Genomic DNA, 17571 nt, shown 5'->3' on the forward strand with positions numbered 1-17571 from the left:
GACCTCTCGGCTGGTCTGAGCAGGGGGAGCAGGGAGTTGTTGCAGGTCTCGAACGGGTGAAGAAAGACCCACCTATCCGGTTACCGGCGACTTCGATCACCCGAGTGGCACTTCGTCTCAGCAGTCCTACCGCTCATCGCATCACTCGACTGTTGAGCGCAAGTCCACGCCGCAGGTCTTTCAGGCGTGACCCACGTCTCCCTACGGTGCACGGCGAACCAGGAACGGACCAGGAGGCTTACGTGCCGTTCACACCGTCGTCAAGCACGCGAGGAGGGGACCGTGGGCACCTCTGAGCAGCACAACCCCGCCAACACCCAGGGCGCTCACAACTGGGTCGAGGTCCAGGACAGCCCGGACTTCCGGCAGCTCCGCAAGCGGCTGCGCAACTTCGTGTTCCCCATGGCCGGCCTCTTCCTGGCCTGGTACCTGCTCTACGTGCTCCTCGCCGACTACGCCCACGGCTTCATGTCGACGAAGGTCCTCGGCAACATCAACGTGGGCCTGATCCTCGGCCTGCTCCAGTTCGTGTCGACGTTCGCCATCACCACGCTCTACGTCCGGCACGCCAACAAGAACCTCGACCCCACCGCGGAGAAGATCCGCGAAGAGCTGGAAGGGGGTCGCGCGTGAGCAACAACGCCCTGCTGAACATCGGCATCTTCGGCATCTTCGTCATCGCCACCCTGGTGGTGGTGATCCGCGCCAGCCGCAACACCAAGACCGCGGCCGACTACCTGGCCGCCGGGCGCGCGTTCACCGGTCCCCAGAACGGCGTGGCGATCGCGGGTGACTACCTGTCGGCCGCGTCCTTCCTGGGCATCGCGGGCGCGATCGCGCTCAACGGCTACGACGGCTTCCTGTACTCCATCGGCTTCCTGGTCGCGTGGCTGGTCGCCCTGCTGCTGGTGGCCGAGCTGCTGCGCAACACCGGCAAGTACACGATGGGCGACGTCCTCAGCTTCCGGATGCGCCAGCGCCCGGTGCGCGCCGCCGCGGCGACGTCGACCATGGCCGTGTCGTTCTTCTACCTGCTGGCCCAGATGGCGGGCGCGGGCGGCCTGGTCGCCCTGCTGCTCGGCATCACCGGCAAGCTCGGCCAGGCGGTCGTGATCGTGGTCGTCGGCGCCCTGATGATCACCTACGTCCTCATCGGCGGCATGAAGGGCACCACCTGGGTGCAGATCATCAAGGCGGTGCTGCTGATCATCGGCGCCGGCGTGATGACGGTGTGGGTGCTGGCCAAGTTCGGCCTGAACCTGTCCAGCCTGCTCGGCGCGGCCGTGGACAACGCCCCGAAGGCCGGCGAGAAGCTGCTCGGCCCGGGTCTCCAGTACGGCGCGACCGGCACCTCGAAGCTGGACTTCCTGTCGCTGGCCCTCGCGCTGGTCCTGGGCACGGCCGGCCTGCCGCACATCCTGATGCGCTTCTACACCGTGCCGACGGCCAAGGAGGCCCGCCGCTCGGTGGTCTGGGCGATCTGGCTGATCGGCCTGTTCTACCTGTTCACGCTGGTCCTGGGCTACGGCGCGGCGGCGCTCGTCGGCCCCGACAAGATCCGGGCGGCGCCGGGTGGGGCGAACTCGGCGGCTCCGCTGCTCGCCGAGGCGCTGGGTGGGCCGCTGCTGCTCGGCCTGATCGCGGCGGTCGCGTTCGCGACGATCCTGGCGGTGGTGGCGGGTCTGACGATCACCGCGTCCGCGTCGTTCGCGCACGACATCTACGCCAACATCATCAAGAAGGGCCAGGTGGAGGACAAGGACGCGGAGGTCAAGGTCGCCCGCCGCACGGCGATCGTGATCGGCGTCGTGTCGATCCTCGGCGGCATCGCGGCCAACGGCCAGAACATCGCGTTCCTGGTGGCCCTGGCGTTCGCGGTGGCGGCGTCGGCGAACCTGCCGACCATCCTGTACTCGCTGTTCTGGAAGCGGTTCAACACCTCCGGCGCCCTGTGGAGCATCTACGGCGGCCTCGCGGTGACGATCACGCTGATCATCCTGTCGCCCGCGGTCTCGGGCAAGCCGACGTCGATGTTCCCGGACGCCGACTTCGACCTGTTCCCGCTGTCCAACCCGGGCATCGTGTCGATCCCGGTGGCGTTCGTGCTCGGCTACCTGGGCACGGTGCTGTCGAAGGAGCAGAACAAGGAGAAGTACGCGGAGATGGAGGTGCGGGCGCTCACCGGCGTCGGCGCCGAGAAGGCCGTCTCGCACTGACCGGGCGCAGCGCCCGGTCACGCCGGCCGCCACCCCCGCGGGGGTGGCGGCCGGCGCGCTCTTCACCGCGATTTGCGGCGGTCGTGGCAGCATGGTCCCCGTGACCGTTCCCAGCGTTGCCGTCTCCGAGGTGCCCGCGCGGCTCCCGGACGGCGTGGTCCTGCTCGACGTGCGCGAGGGCGACGAGTGGGCGGCGGGCCACGTGCCGGGCGCCCTGCACATCCCGATGAGCGAGCTGGTGGGCCGGCTCGACGAGCTGCCCGGCGACCGCGAGATCTACGTCCTGTGCCGCGTGGGCGAGCGGTCCGCGCTGGTGACGCAGTACCTGAACGCCCACGGCTGGGACGCCGCCAACGTCGACGGCGGGATGCGGGTGTGGGCCGCGCACGGCCGCCCGATGGTCGCCGAGGCCGACGGCGCGGAGCCCGAGGTCATCTGACGTGGCACTGCGGCCGATGCACGTGGACTGGGTGGCGACCCCGCCGCCGGGCGCCTACCCGCACCGCAGGCTGGGCGCGCCGCCCCGCCCCTACGCCGGGCCCCCGTCCTACCCGGTGCCGCCGCGCTGGGGCTTCCCGCTGCTGGCGTGGCGGTGGCCCACGTCGGTGGCCACCGACGACGAGCGGCCCGCCGACGCGGTCGACCAGGTCCAGCGCCTGGCCCGCACCGCGTCCCACGCCCTCGGCCTGGCCGCGCTGACCTCGCTGTGGGCGGCGGGCAGCGAGATCTGGCGCTACGCGCTGCTGCTGCTCAGCCGCTACGGCGCGCTCTCGGCGACCACGGTCGGCGTCTCGGACGCCATGGTCGTGGCCTCCGCCGTGGTCGCCGTCGTGGCCGGGGTCCTGGGCCTGGTGTTCACCCTGCTGTGGCTGCGCCGGGCCCGGGAGGCGGCGGCGTCGGCCGCCGGCTACGGGCCGCCGCGCCCGGACACCCGGGTGCTGGCGGGCCTGGTCGTCCCCGGCGTGAACCTGTTCGTGCCCGGTTCGGTGCTGGCCGAGCTGGAGCACGCGGCCCTGCGCCAACCGCCCGACGCCCGACCCCGCCCCTCGACGCTGCTGCGCTGGTGGTGGGGCGTGTGGGCGGGTGCGGCCCTGTTCTCGGCGTTCACCGTCGCCTGGTCGTTCCGCTCCAGCGTGCAGGCCATGGCCGACGGCGTGCTGCTGCACGCGGTCGCGGACCTGCTGGCCGCCGCCGCGGCCGTGCTGACCGCCGTCGTGGTCCGCCGCATCACCACCCTGCTGCTCCCGGTGGACCCGGCCGCCATCCGCCGGATGCGCGTGGTGGGCCTCAAGGACGCCCCCGCGCCCACCCTGCGCCCGTTCCGCCCGTCCGGCTCTCCCCGCTAACCCCCCAAACCCGACAAACCGCGCGAGTCGAACGCTCAGACCCCGCGTGTCGTACGTTCAGGACCCCCGAGTTCAACGTTCAGGACCTCTCGGGCAGCCAGGCCGGGCGACGTCCACCGCCGAAGAGGGTGACCACCCGAGCCCGGGAGGGGCGTTGCCCGCCGTTCAGGGGCAGTTCCCCCGCCGGCGGTTGGACGCCCGTCCCGCGCGTGCCACCGTGTCACCATGAGGGCACTCGCGGTGGCACTGGTCCTGTCGCTCCTGCTCCCCGGCGTCGTGCACGCCCACGGCCGCGAGCGGTTCGACCTCCAGGCCCACCGCGGCGGCCTCGGCCTGACCGTCGAGGGCACCCTCGCCGCCTTCGCCAAGGCCCTCCGGCTCGGCGTCACCACCCTCGAACTGGACGTCCAGATCACCAGGGACGGCCGCGAGGTCGTCACGCACGACCGCAGGACCAACCCGGCCAAGTGCGTCGACACCGCGCCCGCGTTCCCCGGCGACCCGGCGTTCCCCTACGCGGGCAGGTACGTCAAGGACCTGACGTTCGCGCAGGTCCGCACCCTGGACTGCGGTTCCCGCCGCCTGCCCCAGCACCCGGGCCAGGAGCTCTCGCCGGGTGCCCGGATGCCCACCCTGGCCGAGGTCTTCGCGCTGGCCCGCCACCACCGCGCGCACGGCGTCCGCTTCAACATCGAGACCAAGGTCGAGGCCGCCGCCCCGCACGAGACCGCGCCGCGCGAGCAGTTCGTCGAGGTCACGCACCGCGAGATCCTCAAATCAGGCTTCCGCCGCAACGTCACGGTCCAGTCCTTCGACTGGGGCACCCTGATGCTGTGGCGCCGGAAGGACCGCCGCATCCCGCTCGTCGCCCTGACCCAGCCCGAGTTCCTGCGCCCCGGCTCCCCGTGGACGGGCGGCCTGGAACTGGCCGACTTCGGCGGCAGCGTGGTCAGGGCCGTCAAGAGCTTCGGCGCGTCCGCCCTCTCCCCGGTGCACGGCAACCCGCAGAACGGCGTGGTCACCGACCCGGACTACGTCCCGTTCACCACCAAGGCCCTGGTCGACGAGGCCCACGCGCACGGTCTCGAGGTCATCCCCTGGACGGTCGACGACAAGCCGACCATGAACAAGCTCATCGACGACGGCGTGGACGGCATCATCACCGACTACCCGGACCGCCTGCGCGAGGTCATGGCCGAGCGCGGCTTCGAGCTGCCCAGGTCGTACCGGGCGCGCTGACGCGCCCGCCGGGCGGTCAGCCGTCCGCGAGCGGCAGTTCGTGCAACCCCCGCATGACGAACTCCGCCTTCCGCCGCGGCTCGGCCGCCAGGCACGCCCCGGGCAGCTTCCGGGTCAGCGCCGACAGCGCCGCCCGCACCTCGATCCGCGCCAGCGGCGCGCCCAGGCAGTAGTGGATGCCGGCCCCGAACCCCAGGTGCGGGTTGGGGTCGCGCCCGATGTCCAGCACGTCCGGCTCGGCGAACACCAGCGGGTCGCGCGCCGCGGCCCCGAGCAGGGCGGCGATCTTCTGCCCCGGCTCCAGCCGGTGCCCCGCGATCTCCACCGGTTCCGTCGCCGTGCGCTCGAACAGCTGCAACGGCGAGTCGTAGCGGATCAGCTCCTCCACCGCGGTCGGCAGCAGCTCCGGGGAGGCGACCAGCCGCCGCCACTGCGCGGGGTGCTCCATCAGCGCCAGCACGCCGTTGCCGATGACGTTCACCGTGGCCTCGTGCCCGGCCATGAGCAGCAGCACGGCGGTGGCGACCAGCTCGTCCTCGGTCAGCTTCGCGCCGTCGGTGTCGGTGACCGCCACCAGGTCCGACACGAGGTCGTCGCCCGGCGTCACCCGGCGCAGCGCGATCAGCTCGCGCAGGTACCCGACGAACTCGGCGGCCGCCCGCTCGGCCGCGGCCCGCTTCCCGTCCGGCAGGTCGTACTCGTACATCTTCACGATGGCGTTGGACCACGGTTGCAGCAGCGGCCGGTCCGCCGCGGGCACGCCCAGCAGCTGGGCGATCACCTCGACCGGCAGCGGCGCGGCCACGGCGGACAGCAGGTCGGCCGACCCCTCCGACCCGACCTTGGCCACCAGCTCGTCCACCAGCCGGTCGGCCAGCTCCTCGACCCACGGCCGCAGGCGCTCCACGTGCCCCCGGCCGAACGCGGCGGCCACGAGCCGGCGCAGGCGGGTGTGCGTGGGCGGCTCGTTCTCCAGCAGCGAGTTGCGGTGCAGCAGGTTGAACGCGGTGAACCGCGCGACCGGCTCGGCGTCCGACCAGATCCGCCCGAGGGACCGGTGCCGCAGCACCGCCGAGGCGGCCGCGTGGGACACCGCCACGGCGAGGTCCGCCTCCGCGTGCCGGTGCACCTCGCCCTCCGCGCGCAGGGCGGCGAAGACGGGGTACGGGTCCGCGATGAAGGCCGGATCGCGCTGGTCGAACGAGGTCACGGTCACGGACGGTAGGTCGTGACCTCGTTTCAAGTCCATCCGACGGTGCTTGTTCCGGCAAACGTTCAGGGAGCCGTGACATCGCGTGGTCGGGATGACCCAACCCGCGCTCCACCGGAAGCATCAGCGGCGTGCCGCTGACCCGGGATGGCCCCCGGTCCGCGGCCACGACCGGGTGGCCTCCCGGACGGGTGACGGCACGGGTTCCGGAGTTCACCTGCTCAGGCGTCACCCGGATCGGGGTCGGGATGCCCGCGCGCGGACCGCCGTCGACCCTGCCGACCCGGCGTCGGGCCGGGAGCGCGGGCTCCGGTTCGCCGCCACCGACAACCCGGGGGAGACGCGCGAGCGCCCTGCGGATAACTTGACGCCCGACCAGCCCTGACCACGAGGAGGCGCGGTGGCGAAGCGGACGGCCGTGAAGAACAAGCCGGTGGACGGGGTCAACCCCCGCCAGCCGTGCCCGTGCGGCTCCGGCAAGCGCTACAAGGCGTGCCACGGCGCGGCCGGCGGCGCGGCGGACGTGATCGTCTCCCGCCCGTTCGAGGGCCTGGCCGCCGAGGCCGAGCTGATCGCGCTGCGCGAGTTCGTGCCCTCGGCCACGGCGAAGCTGCCGGTCAAGGACGCGGCGCGGGAGATCGTGCTGGCCACCGTGCTGCCGATGGCCGCCGCGGGCCTGGTCCGCGCCGACGGGACCGCGTTCGTCGGCCTCCAGGTGCAGGTCCGCTCCGGCGACCTGAGCCGCGACCTGGCGCGCGCCGTGCGGTGGGCGCTGACCGCCGAGACCGGCGACGCGCTGGCCGTGGTCGGCCCCGACACCGGCGAGGAGCCCGGCCGGCTCCAGGACCTGCTGGACCCGGAGGCCACCCTCAGCCCCGAGCTGCACCCGGACTTCGCGTGGTGGCTGCCGCCGGAGACCGAGGCCGGCGGCGACGTCGCCCTGTCCCTGGAGCGCGCCAACGCCGCGATCCTGCCGACCGAGCGCCTGGACGCGCCGGGCGTGCGGGCCGCGTACTGGGTCGACGCGGGCGACAAGGCGCACCTGCGCTGGGTCCGCCCCGAGCCGGAGGAGGCGCTGCTCGCAGCGCTCGCCCGGCTGTCCGTGCGCGGCGAGCTGGACCTCGGCGAGGGCTCCCGGTACGCGGGCTCGTTCCGCGCCCACGGCCTGCTCGTGCCGGTCTGGGACCTGGACCGCGAGCTGCACTCCAGCGAGTGGGCGCCGGGCGCCGGCGCTCTGGGCGAGCGCCTGGACGAGGCCCTGGCCGGCCTGGACGCCGAGCCGCTCAGCGAGGCCGAGCGGCGTTCCCGCGACGGTCTGCGCGGCCGGCAGATCACCCTGCGCTGACCCGGCTGTCCACAGGCTCCACCCAACCTGTCCACAGGTGCCTGTGGACAACCCAGGAGGCCGCGTGATCCTGCGGATCAGCACCAGGCAGGACTGGGCGCGCGACCGCGAGGCGGGCGCGGTCCCGCTCGACCCGGACGGGTTCGTGCACTGCTCGGACCCCGGCACGGTGCACCTGCCCGCGAACCGGCTGTTCGCGGGCAGGCACGACCTGGTGCTGCTGGTGGTCGACCCCGAGGGCCTGCCGGTGCTGTGGGAGCCGGGTGACGGCGACGAGTCCGGGCCGTGGTTCCCGCACGTCTACGGGCCGGTGCCGGTCGACCACGTGGTGGCCGTGCACGAGTTCACCCCGGACACCGACGGCGCGTTCCGGCCCTCGCCGGTGCTGTGAAGCCGGCGCTGTGAAACCGGCGCTGTGAAACCGGCGCGGTGAAGAGCGGCGCGGTGAAGAGCGGCGCGGTGAAGAGCGGCGGCGCCGCCGCCTAGAGCGCGCCGCCCGCCACCCGCGGCGCGGTCGGGTCGGCGTCGCCGCCCCCGGTCTCGCGGGCCAGGAAGTTCTCCACGTGGAACAGGTTGCCCTCGGCCCGGTCGACCACGGTGAGCAGCGTGGTCATCGAGGCGACCTCCTCGACCTGCTCCTTGAGGAACCACTGGAGGAACTGCTCGCCCAGGTAGTCGCCCTCGTCGCGGGCGGTCTTGGCCAGCGCCACGACCTGCTCGGTGACGGTCCGCTCCTGCTCCAGCGCGAGCGCGACCGGCTCGCGCGGCGCGGCGAAGTCGTTGCGCACCTCGTCCACCCCGGGCACCGCCACCGGCAGCCCGAGGTCCATGAGGTACTGCACGATCATCATCGCGTGGTTGCGCTCCTCGCGGGACTGCCCGTAGAAGTGCGCGGCCAGCCTCGGCAGGTCGTGGCCGTCGTACCAGACCGCGATGGCCAGGTACTGCTGCGCGGCGGTCAACTCGTTGCGGACCTGCGCCCGGAGCAGGTCGTGGAACTTCGACTCGCGTGCGGAAGAGATCTTCGTCAAGTTGAGTGCCATACTCGAAGAATAGCCCGCGATGCTTTTCCCTGCATTCAAGGAAAGGCTTGCCAAAATAAGGGAAGGGTTGCCGAAGAAAGCTTAGGCAACCCTTCTGGAGTGCATTTCACACGAGTGGCGCGCGATCGATCGGGCAGGACATGCAGCGCGGCCCGCCGCGGCCGGAGCCCAGCTCGGAACCGCTGATCCGGAGCACCTCCACGCCCGCGTCCTCCAGGCGCGCGTTGGTCTCCACGTTGCGCTCGTAGGCCACCACCAGGCCGGGCGCGACGGCGAGGGTGTTGTTGCCGTCGTCCCACTGCTCGCGCTCCGCGGTGACCGGGTCCAGGCCGGTGTCGATGACGCGCAGCCGCTCGATGCCCATCGCCTCGGCCGCCGCGTCCAGGAACGGTCGCCGGTCCTGCACCACCACGCCGCCCGCGCCGTCCGGCCGCACCGGGTAGGCGTCCAGGGTGTCGCGCACCGCCGGGTACATCACCACGGCGTCCCGGTCGACCATCGTGCACACCGTGTCCAGGTGCATGGTCGCCCGCTCCTGCGTGATCGGCACCGCCAGCACGGTGTGCGCCAGACCGTCGGCCAGCGCGGACCGGGCGAACGACTCGGCGCCCGCGGGCGTGGTGCGCTCGCCGACGCCGATCGCCAGCACGCCCGGCGCGAGCAGCAGCACGTCGCCGCCCTCGACCGGCGCGGAGTGCGCCCCGTAGGCGCGGCCGGTCTTGCGGAACCGCGGGTGGTAGGCGTAGATCAGGTCGGTCAGCGCGGTCTCCCGGTCGCGCGCGGGCAGCGCCAGCGAGGTGATCGCCACCCGGTCGCCCACCCACACCGACGAGTCGCGGGTGAACAGCAGGTTCGGCAGCGGGGCCACCGCGAAGTCGTGCGGGTGGTGCATCTTGCGCACCAGCGACGCGCCCTCGGCCGCGGGCAGCTCCTCGAACGTCATGCCGGTCATCAGCGCGGTCGCCAGCGGCTCCGGGCCGATGGAGGCCAGGTGGGAGCGCAGCGCGTCGGCCAGGTCGATGCCCAGCCGCCGCTCGTCGACCGCGCTGTGGATGCCCGCGATCCGCGCCCGGTCGTCGTGCAGGGCGCTGACCAGCAGGTCCGACAGCAGCAGCACCTCGGCCCCGCGACCGCGCAGCACCTCGGCGAACGCGTCGTGCTCCTCCTGGGCGCGGTCCACCCACGGCACGCCGTCGAACAGCAGCTGGTCGTTGTTGCGCGGGGTCAGCCGCTTGAGCTCGGCCCCGGGTCGGTGCAGCAGCACCGTGCGCAGGGGGCCTACCTCGCTGTCGACCCGGGGCGCCGGTGCGGGGTCGGCCCCGGGCTGGGTCTGGGTCTGGGCGATGTGCGCAGTCACGCTTCCGAGGGTAACCCGGGTGTGGCGGTAACAGCAGCTCAACGCGGCCAGTTCCGGCGGGATTGAACGTGGATCGGCGCTCAAACGGCGATGTGTTGCGCAACGGGCTCATCTGACCGGGGGAACGTTGCTCAGGCAGGTGCGGCGGCGGATCACCGGGCGGCCTGGAGGATGATCGGAGATCTACGAGGGGGAGGCCCGGTGACGGATTTGCGGATGACGGTCGACGCGCCCGCGGGGGCGGCGGCCGCGACGAACCTGCTGCTCCGGGAGCTGGTCCGGGGCGCCCGCGTGGACGCGCGGCCCGCGCCCGCCGACCTGCCGGAGGGCGCCAAGAGCGGCGCGGGCGCGACCATCGCCGAACTCGTCCTCAACGGCACGCTCAGCGCGGCCGCGGCGGGCGCCGTGGCGTCGGTGGTCACCGCGTTCGTGCAGCGGGGCAGCGCGCGCAAGGTGACCATCAGGACCGGCGAGGACGAGATCACCGTCGAGGGCCTGGACGCCGGGTCCCAAAGAGCGCTGCTGGAGGCGTGGCTGCGGGAGCGCGAGGGCTAGGGTGGGCCGGCACGCGCTCCTGGTCGCCACCGGGGAGTACGACGACGCGCGGCTGAGCCGGCTGCGCGCGCCCGAGCAGGACGTGGAACGGCTCGCCGCCGTGCTGGAGGACCCCGAGGTCGGCGGGTTCACCTCCGTCGAGGTGCTGCGGGACCGGCCCGGGGCCGACGTGCGGCGCGCGGTGGAGGACCTGCTCGCGCCCCGCGCGCCCGACGACCTCGTGCTGCTGTACTTCTCCTGCCACGGCCTGGTCTCGCCCTCCGGGCGGCTGTACTTCGCCGCGGCCGACACCGTGCAGGACCGGCCCGCGGGCACCGCGATCCCCAGGTCGTTCCTCAACGAGCAGCTGGAGGACTGCCGCGCCGCCGGTCGGGTGCTGGTCCTCGACTGCTGCTTCAGCGGCGCGTTCGTCGAGGGGTTCAAGGCCGCCGCCGGGACGGTGCCGACCCTCCTGGGACTGGACGTCGCCGGCCTGGACGACGTCGGCGAGGGCTACGTGGTGATGACCGCGTCCAACGCCTACGAGTACGCCTTCGAGCAGGACTCGCTGTCCCTGGACGCGCCGGTGGCCTCGCTGTTCACCGACGTGCTGATCGAGGGCCTGGCGGGCGGCGGGGCCGACCTCGACGGCGACGGGTGGATCGACGCCGCCGAGCTGTTCGCCTACGCGCGGGCCGGGGTGCGCGTCCGCCGCCCGGACCAGACGCCGCAGTTCTTCGCGCACGGCGCGTCCGCCCCGCTGCGCCTCGCGCGGGCCGGCGGGTCCCCGGAGCGCGGGCCGCGGCGCACCGCCTCCTACACGCCCGGCCAGCTGCTGGTGGCGCGCGGTTTCCGGGCGGCCGCCGAACCGGTGTGCCGGACGCTGGGGCCGATGGGCCGGCGGGCCGTGGTGTTCGTGGACCGGCGGCCGGTGGAGCTGGCGGACTCCTCCGCCATCGCGGCGGCCTACCAGCCCGACGACCCGCGCGACTCGCTGGGCGCGTCGTACGTGCGCGAGCTGGTCGGGCAGGTGCGGCGGGAGGCGGGCGACGGGGCCGCGTCGGCGGTGGCGGTGGCCCGCGGCGCGCTCGCGGGGCTGGTCGACGCGATGCGCGAGGGCCACGACCCGGTGCGCCTGCTGCGCGGCGTGACGGCGGCGGCGCGGCGGGCGGGCGAGCTGATCGCGGAGGCGGCCGAACCGCTGCGGCCGCGGGACGTGGGCGCGCTCGCCGCGACCGCCGCGGGGGACCGGGCGGTCGGCGAGGTCATCGGCCACGTCGCCGCGGTCATCGGCGAGGACGGGCCGATCCTGGTCGAGGAGGGCAAGGGCTTCGACCTGGAGCACGAGTTCGGCCGGGGGCTGCGGATCCCCGCCGGGTACGCCTCCGGCCAGTTCGTCACCGACCCGGAGCGGCGCGAGGCGGTGCTCGTGGAGGCGCGGGTGCTGCTGTTCGCCGGGACCCTCCAGGCCGGTCCGGCGGTGGTGGACGAGCTGCGGGAGGGCCACGCCCTGCTCGTGGTGTGCGAGGGGCTGTCGCACGCGGTGCTGGTGGAGCTGCTGCGGCTGGGCGGTGGACCGGTCGTCGCCGTGGTCGTCGACCCGGTCGAGCTCCGCCGGGTGCACGACCTGGTGAAGGGCGTGGTCCTCGACCACGACCTGCTGGCGGGGGCCAGCGCGCGGTCGCTCGGGCGCGTGGAGAAGGCCGTGGTGACCCCGGGCGAGACGGTGCTGTTCACCGGGCGGACCTCGGCGAAGCACCCGGCGGGCCTGGTCCGGGCGGGCGCCGGGCACGTCGAGCGGGTCGAGCGGGCGGTGCGCGCGGTGCGCAGCGCGACCACCGAGGGCGTGGTCCGGGGCGGCGGCGTCGGCCTCGCCGGCATCGGCGCGCAGCTGGCGGCCGAGGCGACCGGGACCGAGGAGGAGGTGGCGGGCTGGCGGGCGTTCGCGGTCGCGCTGGCCGAGCCCGCCGAGCGGATCGCGCGCAACGCCGCCGTCACCCCGGCGGACCTGGACCCGTCCCTGCTGGACTCGGCGGGTGTGGCGCGGGTCGTGGTGGACGCGGCGGCCCGCACCGCGTGCCGCTTCCTGCTGGTCGCCTGACGGTGCCTCCGCCCGCGCGCGGGCCCCGGGCTACTGGCGGGAGTCCGGTCGGTTCGTGCTGTCGTCCCCGCCCGCGCGGGCCCCGGGCTTCCCGGGACCGCGCGGGCGGGGGCGCTCAGCCGGCTTCGGGCGGCGGGGCCAGCACGAGGAAGGTGAAGTCCTCGCGGGCCTTCGCGTCGAGGGCCGCCGGTAGCCGGATCCGCCCGGAGTCGACCAGCCCCTTCATCGCGGACCGGCTCAGGCCGAACCCGGCCCTGAGCAGCTTCTCGACCTGGACGGGCACCGGGAGCTCGAACCGGACGACCACCTCCAGCGGCGCCGGGTCCGCGGGTTCGCGGAACGGCGTGTCGGTCTCCAGCTCCCACGTGCCGCTCCAGTCCAGCCGGTACCCGGCCCTCCCTGCGAGCGCCGCGTCCACGGCCAGCTCCCGCACCGCGGCCGGGTCGTTGCGCTCGAACCGCACCAGCCGCTCGTGGTCGAGCGCCCGCACGTGGACGCGCTCGTGGACGGGGAGCTTCGACGTGCGGCCGCACCCGGCGCAGCCGATCAGCACCCACACGTCGAGGAGCTTGCCGTTGGCGTTCACCCGGAACTTGCCGGTGGGGTGGTGGCGCGTGGACCGGCACGCCACGCAGGTCTTGACGACGGCGGGCAGGCCCAGCTCCCTGACCACCCACAGGGCTTTCCGGTCGATGCCGGCCGCGTCGCCGTCGACGGGCACGTGGTTGCCGCGGGGATCGCTCATGGTTTCGGCGAACTCCAGAACTCGCGCGGAGGCGCCGGGCGGCGGGTTCACCGCGCCACGCGTCGCCCCCTGATCCGGTGACGGAGGCCGGGCCCCTGGAACGGGGCACACCGGCCGGCACGACGTGGCAGCACGTCCACGTCGCGTGCGGGAAGTCCGCACCGATTCCGGGCGCGGCTTCCACGGGCATGTCCCGGGGAAAACGGGAGCCGTCATCCCCGGGTGTCACCGGTCATCGATCCATGGTCGCCATGATGTTCACCGGGCCCGCCGCCGGGCAACGCATTTTCCGGGGGCCCGACGCGTTCCCGGGGTGCCTACGGCAGCCAGGAGACGTGCCCGCGCAGCAGCGAGTAGCCCACGAACGCGACCACGTCGAGCAGGGTGTGCGCGACGACCAGCACCCACAGCCGGTTCGTCCGCTGCCACACCTTGCCGAACACCAGGCCCATCACCACGTTGCCCAGGAACCCGCCGAAGCCCTGGTAGAGGTGGTACGAGCCGCGCAGGACGGCGCTGGCCAGCAGGGCGGTGTGCTCGCCCCAGCCGAGCTGCCGCAGCCGGGTCAGCAGGTACCCGACGACCAGCACCTCCTCGGCCCACGCGTTGCCGATGGCGGACAGCACCAGCACGACGCTGCGCCACCACGCCTCGTCCAGCGTCGACGGCTGCACCGCCAGGTTGAGCCCGAGGTTCCACGCGACCAGGTAGAACACCAGGCCGGGGATGCCGATGACGGCGGCCAGGCCGAGGCTGCCCAGGGCGTCCGGGCCGATCCGGGTGCGGTCGAGGCCGAGCGCGCCCAGCCTGATGCCGCCCCGCCACAGCAGGTACAGGCCCAGCCCGCCCCACGCCGCCAGCTGGAGCACGCCGAGCAGCTGCGCGATCAGGTCCAGCAGGTCGAACCGGGCCTGCGGGACGTTGATCGCGACCTTCTGCTCGTTCAGCGGCACCGGGTTGAGCAGGCTGTCCAGCAGCCGGACCAGGCTGCGCAGCCCGGACAGGCCGAGCGTCATCGCGAAGACCAGCAGCAGTTCGACCTGGTAGCCGCGGCGCTCCCGGACGTCCAGTGGTTCGATCACCCGCGTACGTTAACGGCGCTGGGCGAGGAACGGGCAGCCCATCAGCCGGCGCAGCTCGACCGCCAGCTCCTGCGAGGTGCCGACCGACCGGGAGAACGCGATCCGCACGTCGTGGTCCTCGTCGGACATCTCCACCCGCAGCCGCAGGCCGAAGCGGTCCAGGCCCAGCGGGCGGACGTGACCGCCCCGCAGGTGCTCCGGCAGGTGCTGGGCGAGCAGGCCCACCACGTCCCGGTGCGACAGCTCCAGGTGCCGCAGCCAGTGGTCCTCGTGCGTGGCGAACGGGTCGGGCTCGGCCTGCGCGAACAGGTCCAGGCGCAGCGAGGTGGTGCTCTCGGCGTCGGCCACCACCAGCGAGGCCGGGGTCAGCCGGAGCACGCTCACCCCGTGCCCGACGTCGAGCAGGCGCGGGTCCGGGCGGTCCTCGGCGACCTCCAGGCCGGCCTCCCGGGCCTCCCGCGGGTCGAGCGTGCGCAGCCAGCCCGTGATCCACAGCAGGCCCCGCACGGGCTCCCGCAACGGCACCGGCGCGTGGTCGGCGACCTCCAGCACCGCGGTCGTCTCGGCCCGCCGCGCGGCCTCGACCAGCGGGTGCCCGTCGGGCAGCAGGACCGTCGCGTCGCCGCGCGGGTGGACGTGGTGCAGCACCGGCGTGACCCGGTTCTCCGTGCCGTCCGACGGCAACAGGGCCGCGCGCCCACCCCGGGCGGCGATGGTGCGCGCTCGCTCCGCCGGGTGCGGGGCGGGCGGTCGACGCGTCTCGTTCACCGCTCACCTCCCAACTTAGGGCAGCCTAACTTGGTGGGCCCGGTGGGGGAAGTCCCACGACCGGTGTACTGCTCACCGCCGTCCACCCGGGTCGTCCGCCACCGTAACCACCGCGGGCCCGCCGGCACAGCGCCGAGGTCACCGGGTCCGGTTGGCCGTTCCCGTCCCCGGCCCGCCGCCGTAACCTGGTCACGCCCCCTTGGCGGAGGTGACCCGTGGTCGTGCCGAACAAGCCGTCCACCGAAGGCGCGGCTCTCGAAGACCCGTGGACCCGGCACTGCCTGGAGACCTCGGGCCGCCGGGCGTTCGGCTGGGTCGTCCTCGCGGTGCTCGCCTTCCTGCTCCACCTCGTCCTCGTCCTGGCCCGCGGGTCGTCCTCGTCGCTGCCGGTCGTGCTGCTGGCGTTCTCCGCCGCGGTGCTCGCCCCGGCCCTCACCCGGGGCCGGTCGTGCGCCGACCTCCTGGGCGACCGCGCGTGGGTCTACGCGCGCGTCCACTGGCGCGGCGGCCGACTCGTCGTCCACGGCCCCCGGCCGCTCGTGCTGGACGTCGACGCCGGACCGCTCGCCCGCGGCCGCATCGGCCGCCACCGGCGGGCCTGGGTGGTGACCCCCGACCGGACCGGCGCCACCGCCGTCACGTTCCGGGGCGTGCCCAGGCTGTTTCCCGCGAAGGTGTCGCGCGGGTGAGTTTCGCCGGCGGGCCGAACGGAAATCCCCAGGTCGGAGATCCTGGCTTGCGGGGAGCGGCAGTGAGCGATACGTGGGTGCACAAGTGCCTGGCCCAGGCGGACCGGCGTGCCGTCGGGTTCATCGGCATCGCGCTGCTCGCGTTCGTCGTGCTGTGGTTGGTGTCCGAGTGGCTCGGGTCCCGGTGGGTGTTCGTGCTGGCCCCGCTGTGCGTCGAGTTCGCCGTGCCCGGCCTGCGGCACTTCTGCTCGCGCCGCAGCCTGCGGCGGTTGCTGGAGACCTACCCGAGGCACGCCGTGTCGGTGAACTTCGTGCCCGGACGGGCGCGGGTGGGGCGGCACGCGTACCTGGAGACCGAGGGGTCGGACCGGACGTTCCTGCGGCTGTTCGAGATCCCCGAGCGCGTGCGCGAGAACATCCGCCGCGGTGGGCAGGTGTGGTTGGCCGGGCCCGATCCGCGGGGGCGGACGGTGGTGCTGACCCGCGGGGCCCCGTTCCTGACCCTGGGGCGTGTCGTCATCCGCTGACGCGGGGGTGGTTCACGAACCTCGGGGTGGTTCGGGTTTCGCGTGCGGGCCTCGCCGGTGGGGTTGGCTGGTGGCCTGGCCGGTGAGGTCGGCTGGTCGGGTCAGCGACCCACCGGAATCCCGCTCTGCTCGGCCCAGGCCGCCACGTCCTCCCGGCGCAGGGCCGTCGCCAGCAGGTCCGGGAACCGGTCCGGCGTGCAGGCGAACGCGGGCGCCCCCAGCTCCGACAGCCGGGCGGCCAGCTCGTGGTCGTAGGCCGGCGTGCCGCTGTCGGACAGAGCGAGCAGCACCACGACCGTCACCCCGCTGCTCACCAGCTCCCGCACCCGGCGTTGCAGCTCGCGCGCCACGCCCCCCTCGTACAGGTCGCTGATCAGCACCATCACCGTGTCCGTGGGGCGGCGCACCAGCGACTGGCCGTAGGCCACCGCGCGGTTGATGTCCGTGCCGCCGCCCAGCTGGGTGGAGAACAGCAGGTCCACCGGGTCGTCCAGGTCCTCGGTCAGGTCGACCACCTCGGTGTCGAACACGACCAGTCGCGTGTCGATCGACTTCAGCGATGCCAGCGAAGCCCCCAGCACCGCCGAGTAGACGACGGACTCCGCCATCGACCCGGACTGGTCCACCAGCAGGACCACGTCCCGCAGCGAAGCCTGCCGACTGCGCCGGCTGTTGCCGACCAGGTCCTGGACCACGACCGTGCGCTGCTCGGGCTGGTAGTGCCGCAGGTTGGCCCGGACCGTGCGGTTCCAGTCCACATCGGACAGACGGGGCCGGCGCGTGCGGCGCGAGTGGTCGACCGCCCCCCGGACCGCCTCCAGCAGCCGGTCGGCCAACCGGCGCTCGATGTCCTCGACGACCCGGCGCACCACGGCGCGGGCGGTCTCGCGCGTGCGCGCCGGGATGGCGCTGGACAGGGAGACGAGCGTGCCGACCAGGCTCACGTCCGGCTCGACGCTCGACAGCAGTTCGGGTTCCAGCAGCAGTTGGCGCAGCCCGAGCCGCTCCACCGCGTCCCGCTGCATGACCTGGACGACCGAGGAGGGGAAGTAGGCGCGGATGTCGCCCAGCCACCGGTGCAGGACGGGGGACGAGCCCCCGAGCCCGGCCCCGCGCTTGCCACCGGTCTCCGCCGCGTCGCCCCCGCCGCCGTAGAGGCCGGTCAACGCCCCGTCGCGCCGCTGGTCGTCGTCGCCGAGCACCCCGAGGTCGCCCGCCGCGCCGCCGAGGAGCAAACGCCAGCGACGTTCGCGCTCACCTGCGATATCGTGGTTCACGGGCCCTCCACGGCGGACACGATCGGGTGATCATCGGCCGAAAATGTACGGAAACGGTGTTCTCGCTCATCGGTTGGAACATGAGGAACGCC

At 73.7% G+C, this 17571-nt stretch carries 18 protein-coding genes; 11 read left to right on the forward strand and 7 right to left on the reverse strand.

Annotated elements, in window-relative coordinates; genetic code table 11:
• Window positions 1-282: 282 nt before the first annotated feature.
• From Q5530_RS04490 to Q5530_RS04510, 5 genes are all read left to right on the forward strand, one after another.
• On the forward strand, window positions 283-633 hold the full coding sequence (locus Q5530_RS04490) for a DUF485 domain-containing protein (RefSeq protein ID WP_415360883.1): 351 nt from the start codon (window positions 283-285) through the stop codon (window positions 631-633).
• Complete coding sequence (locus tag Q5530_RS04495; protein WP_415360884.1) at window positions 630-2216, forward strand: cation acetate symporter; 1587 nt, start codon at window positions 630-632, stop codon at window positions 2214-2216. The genes Q5530_RS04490 and Q5530_RS04495 overlap by 4 nt, the downstream gene beginning before the upstream one ends.
• A 91-nt stretch (window positions 2217-2307) precedes the next feature.
• The gene (locus Q5530_RS04500; RefSeq protein WP_415360886.1) at window positions 2308-2655 is read left to right on the forward strand and encodes a rhodanese-like domain-containing protein; all 348 of its coding nucleotides are present in this window, start codon (window positions 2308-2310) and stop codon (window positions 2653-2655) included.
• Between the two features lies 1 nt (window position 2656).
• On the forward strand, window positions 2657-3562 hold the full coding sequence (locus Q5530_RS04505) for a DUF4328 domain-containing protein (RefSeq protein ID WP_415360887.1): 906 nt from the start codon (window positions 2657-2659) through the stop codon (window positions 3560-3562).
• 225 nt (window positions 3563-3787) lie between these two features.
• Entirely contained in the window at window positions 3788-4801 is a 1014-nt protein-coding gene (locus Q5530_RS04510; RefSeq protein WP_415360889.1) for a glycerophosphodiester phosphodiesterase, read from the forward strand.
• Window positions 4802-4817: 16 nt separating this feature from the next.
• Here the strand turns inward: Q5530_RS04510 and Q5530_RS04515 are convergent, their stop codons facing one another.
• Complete coding sequence (locus tag Q5530_RS04515) at window positions 4818-6050, reverse strand: cytochrome P450 (RefSeq protein WP_415360891.1); 1233 nt, start codon at window positions 6048-6050, stop codon at window positions 4818-4820.
• Between the two features lie 361 nt (window positions 6051-6411).
• Here Q5530_RS04515 and Q5530_RS04520 point away from each other — a divergent pair, with 361 nt between their 5' ends.
• Both Q5530_RS04520 and Q5530_RS04525 read left to right on the forward strand, forming a co-directional pair.
• Entirely contained in the window at window positions 6412-7356 is a 945-nt protein-coding gene (locus tag Q5530_RS04520) for a DUF5926 family protein (protein ID WP_415360892.1), read from the forward strand.
• A gap of 64 nt (window positions 7357-7420) precedes the next feature.
• Entirely contained in the window at window positions 7421-7747 is a 327-nt protein-coding gene (locus Q5530_RS04525) for a DUF952 domain-containing protein (protein ID WP_380632646.1), read from the forward strand.
• 91 nt (window positions 7748-7838) lie between these two features.
• Here Q5530_RS04525 and Q5530_RS04530 read toward each other — a convergent pair whose 3' ends face one another.
• Window positions 7839-8399: a ferritin gene (locus tag Q5530_RS04530; protein WP_415360893.1), complete on the reverse strand. Its 561-nt coding sequence runs from the start codon at window positions 8397-8399 to the stop codon at window positions 7839-7841.
• Between the two features lie 106 nt (window positions 8400-8505).
• Complete coding sequence (locus Q5530_RS04535; RefSeq protein WP_415360894.1) at window positions 8506-9756, reverse strand: arginine deiminase; 1251 nt, start codon at window positions 9754-9756, stop codon at window positions 8506-8508.
• Window positions 9757-9957: 201 nt separating this feature from the next.
• On the opposite strand from Q5530_RS04535, the gene Q5530_RS04540 reads away from it, so the two are divergent.
• Both Q5530_RS04540 and Q5530_RS04545 read left to right on the forward strand, forming a co-directional pair.
• Window positions 9958-10311 (forward strand): hypothetical protein, encoded by a 354-nt coding sequence (locus Q5530_RS04540; RefSeq protein WP_380632639.1) that lies wholly within the window; start codon window positions 9958-9960, stop codon window positions 10309-10311.
• Between the two features lies 1 nt (window position 10312).
• A complete protein-coding gene (locus Q5530_RS04545; RefSeq protein WP_415360895.1) occupies window positions 10313-12391 on the forward strand; it encodes a caspase, EACC1-associated type in 2079 nt (692 codons plus the stop codon).
• A 115-nt stretch (window positions 12392-12506) separates the two neighbouring features.
• Here Q5530_RS04545 and Q5530_RS04550 read toward each other — a convergent pair whose 3' ends face one another.
• The 3 genes from Q5530_RS04550 to Q5530_RS04560 form a co-directional block, all read right to left on the reverse strand.
• Window positions 12507-13136, reverse strand: a complete 630-nt coding sequence (locus Q5530_RS04550) for a DUF1062 domain-containing protein (protein WP_415360896.1) — start codon at window positions 13134-13136, stop codon at window positions 12507-12509.
• A gap of 317 nt (window positions 13137-13453) precedes the next feature.
• Entirely contained in the window at window positions 13454-14218 is a 765-nt protein-coding gene (locus Q5530_RS04555) for a CPBP family intramembrane glutamic endopeptidase (RefSeq protein ID WP_415360898.1), read from the reverse strand.
• A gap of 9 nt (window positions 14219-14227) precedes the next feature.
• Window positions 14228-14986, reverse strand: a complete 759-nt coding sequence (locus Q5530_RS04560; RefSeq protein ID WP_415360900.1) for a DUF2470 domain-containing protein — start codon at window positions 14984-14986, stop codon at window positions 14228-14230.
• Window positions 14987-15207: 221 nt separating this feature from the next.
• On the opposite strand from Q5530_RS04560, the gene Q5530_RS04565 reads away from it, so the two are divergent.
• Both Q5530_RS04565 and Q5530_RS04570 read left to right on the forward strand, forming a co-directional pair.
• Window positions 15208-15675 (forward strand): hypothetical protein, encoded by a 468-nt coding sequence (locus Q5530_RS04565; protein WP_415360902.1) that lies wholly within the window; start codon window positions 15208-15210, stop codon window positions 15673-15675.
• A gap of 62 nt (window positions 15676-15737) precedes the next feature.
• Window positions 15738-16202 (forward strand): hypothetical protein, encoded by a 465-nt coding sequence (locus Q5530_RS04570; RefSeq protein WP_415360903.1) that lies wholly within the window; start codon window positions 15738-15740, stop codon window positions 16200-16202.
• A gap of 101 nt (window positions 16203-16303) precedes the next feature.
• Here Q5530_RS04570 and Q5530_RS04575 read toward each other — a convergent pair whose 3' ends face one another.
• Window positions 16304-17479 (reverse strand): VWA domain-containing protein, encoded by a 1176-nt coding sequence (locus Q5530_RS04575; RefSeq protein WP_415360905.1) that lies wholly within the window; start codon window positions 17477-17479, stop codon window positions 16304-16306.
• Window positions 17480-17571: the final 92 nt, after the last annotated feature.

It is taken from the genome of Saccharothrix sp. BKS2, from assembly GCF_047689505.1.
Taxonomy (GTDB): Bacteria; Actinomycetota; Actinomycetes; order Mycobacteriales; family Pseudonocardiaceae; genus Actinosynnema; species Actinosynnema lopnurensis.

What these genes read in the sequence shown, in the direction of transcription:
- Q5530_RS04550 (WP_415360896.1), bottom strand. Translation starts at nt 13,136, where the DNA reads ATGAGCGATCCCCGCGGCAACCACGTGCCCGTCGACGGCGACGCGGCC.
- Q5530_RS04500 (WP_415360886.1), top strand. Translation starts at nt 2,308, where the DNA reads ATGGTCCCCGTGACCGTTCCCAGCGTTGCCGTCTCCGAGGTGCCCGCG.
- Q5530_RS04515 (WP_415360891.1), bottom strand. Translation starts at nt 6,050, where the DNA reads ATGGACTTGAAACGAGGTCACGACCTACCGTCCGTGACCGTGACCTCG.
- Q5530_RS04530 (WP_415360893.1), bottom strand. Translation starts at nt 8,399, where the DNA reads ATGGCACTCAACTTGACGAAGATCTCTTCCGCACGCGAGTCGAAGTTC.
- Q5530_RS04510 (WP_415360889.1), top strand. Translation starts at nt 3,788, where the DNA reads ATGAGGGCACTCGCGGTGGCACTGGTCCTGTCGCTCCTGCTCCCCGGC.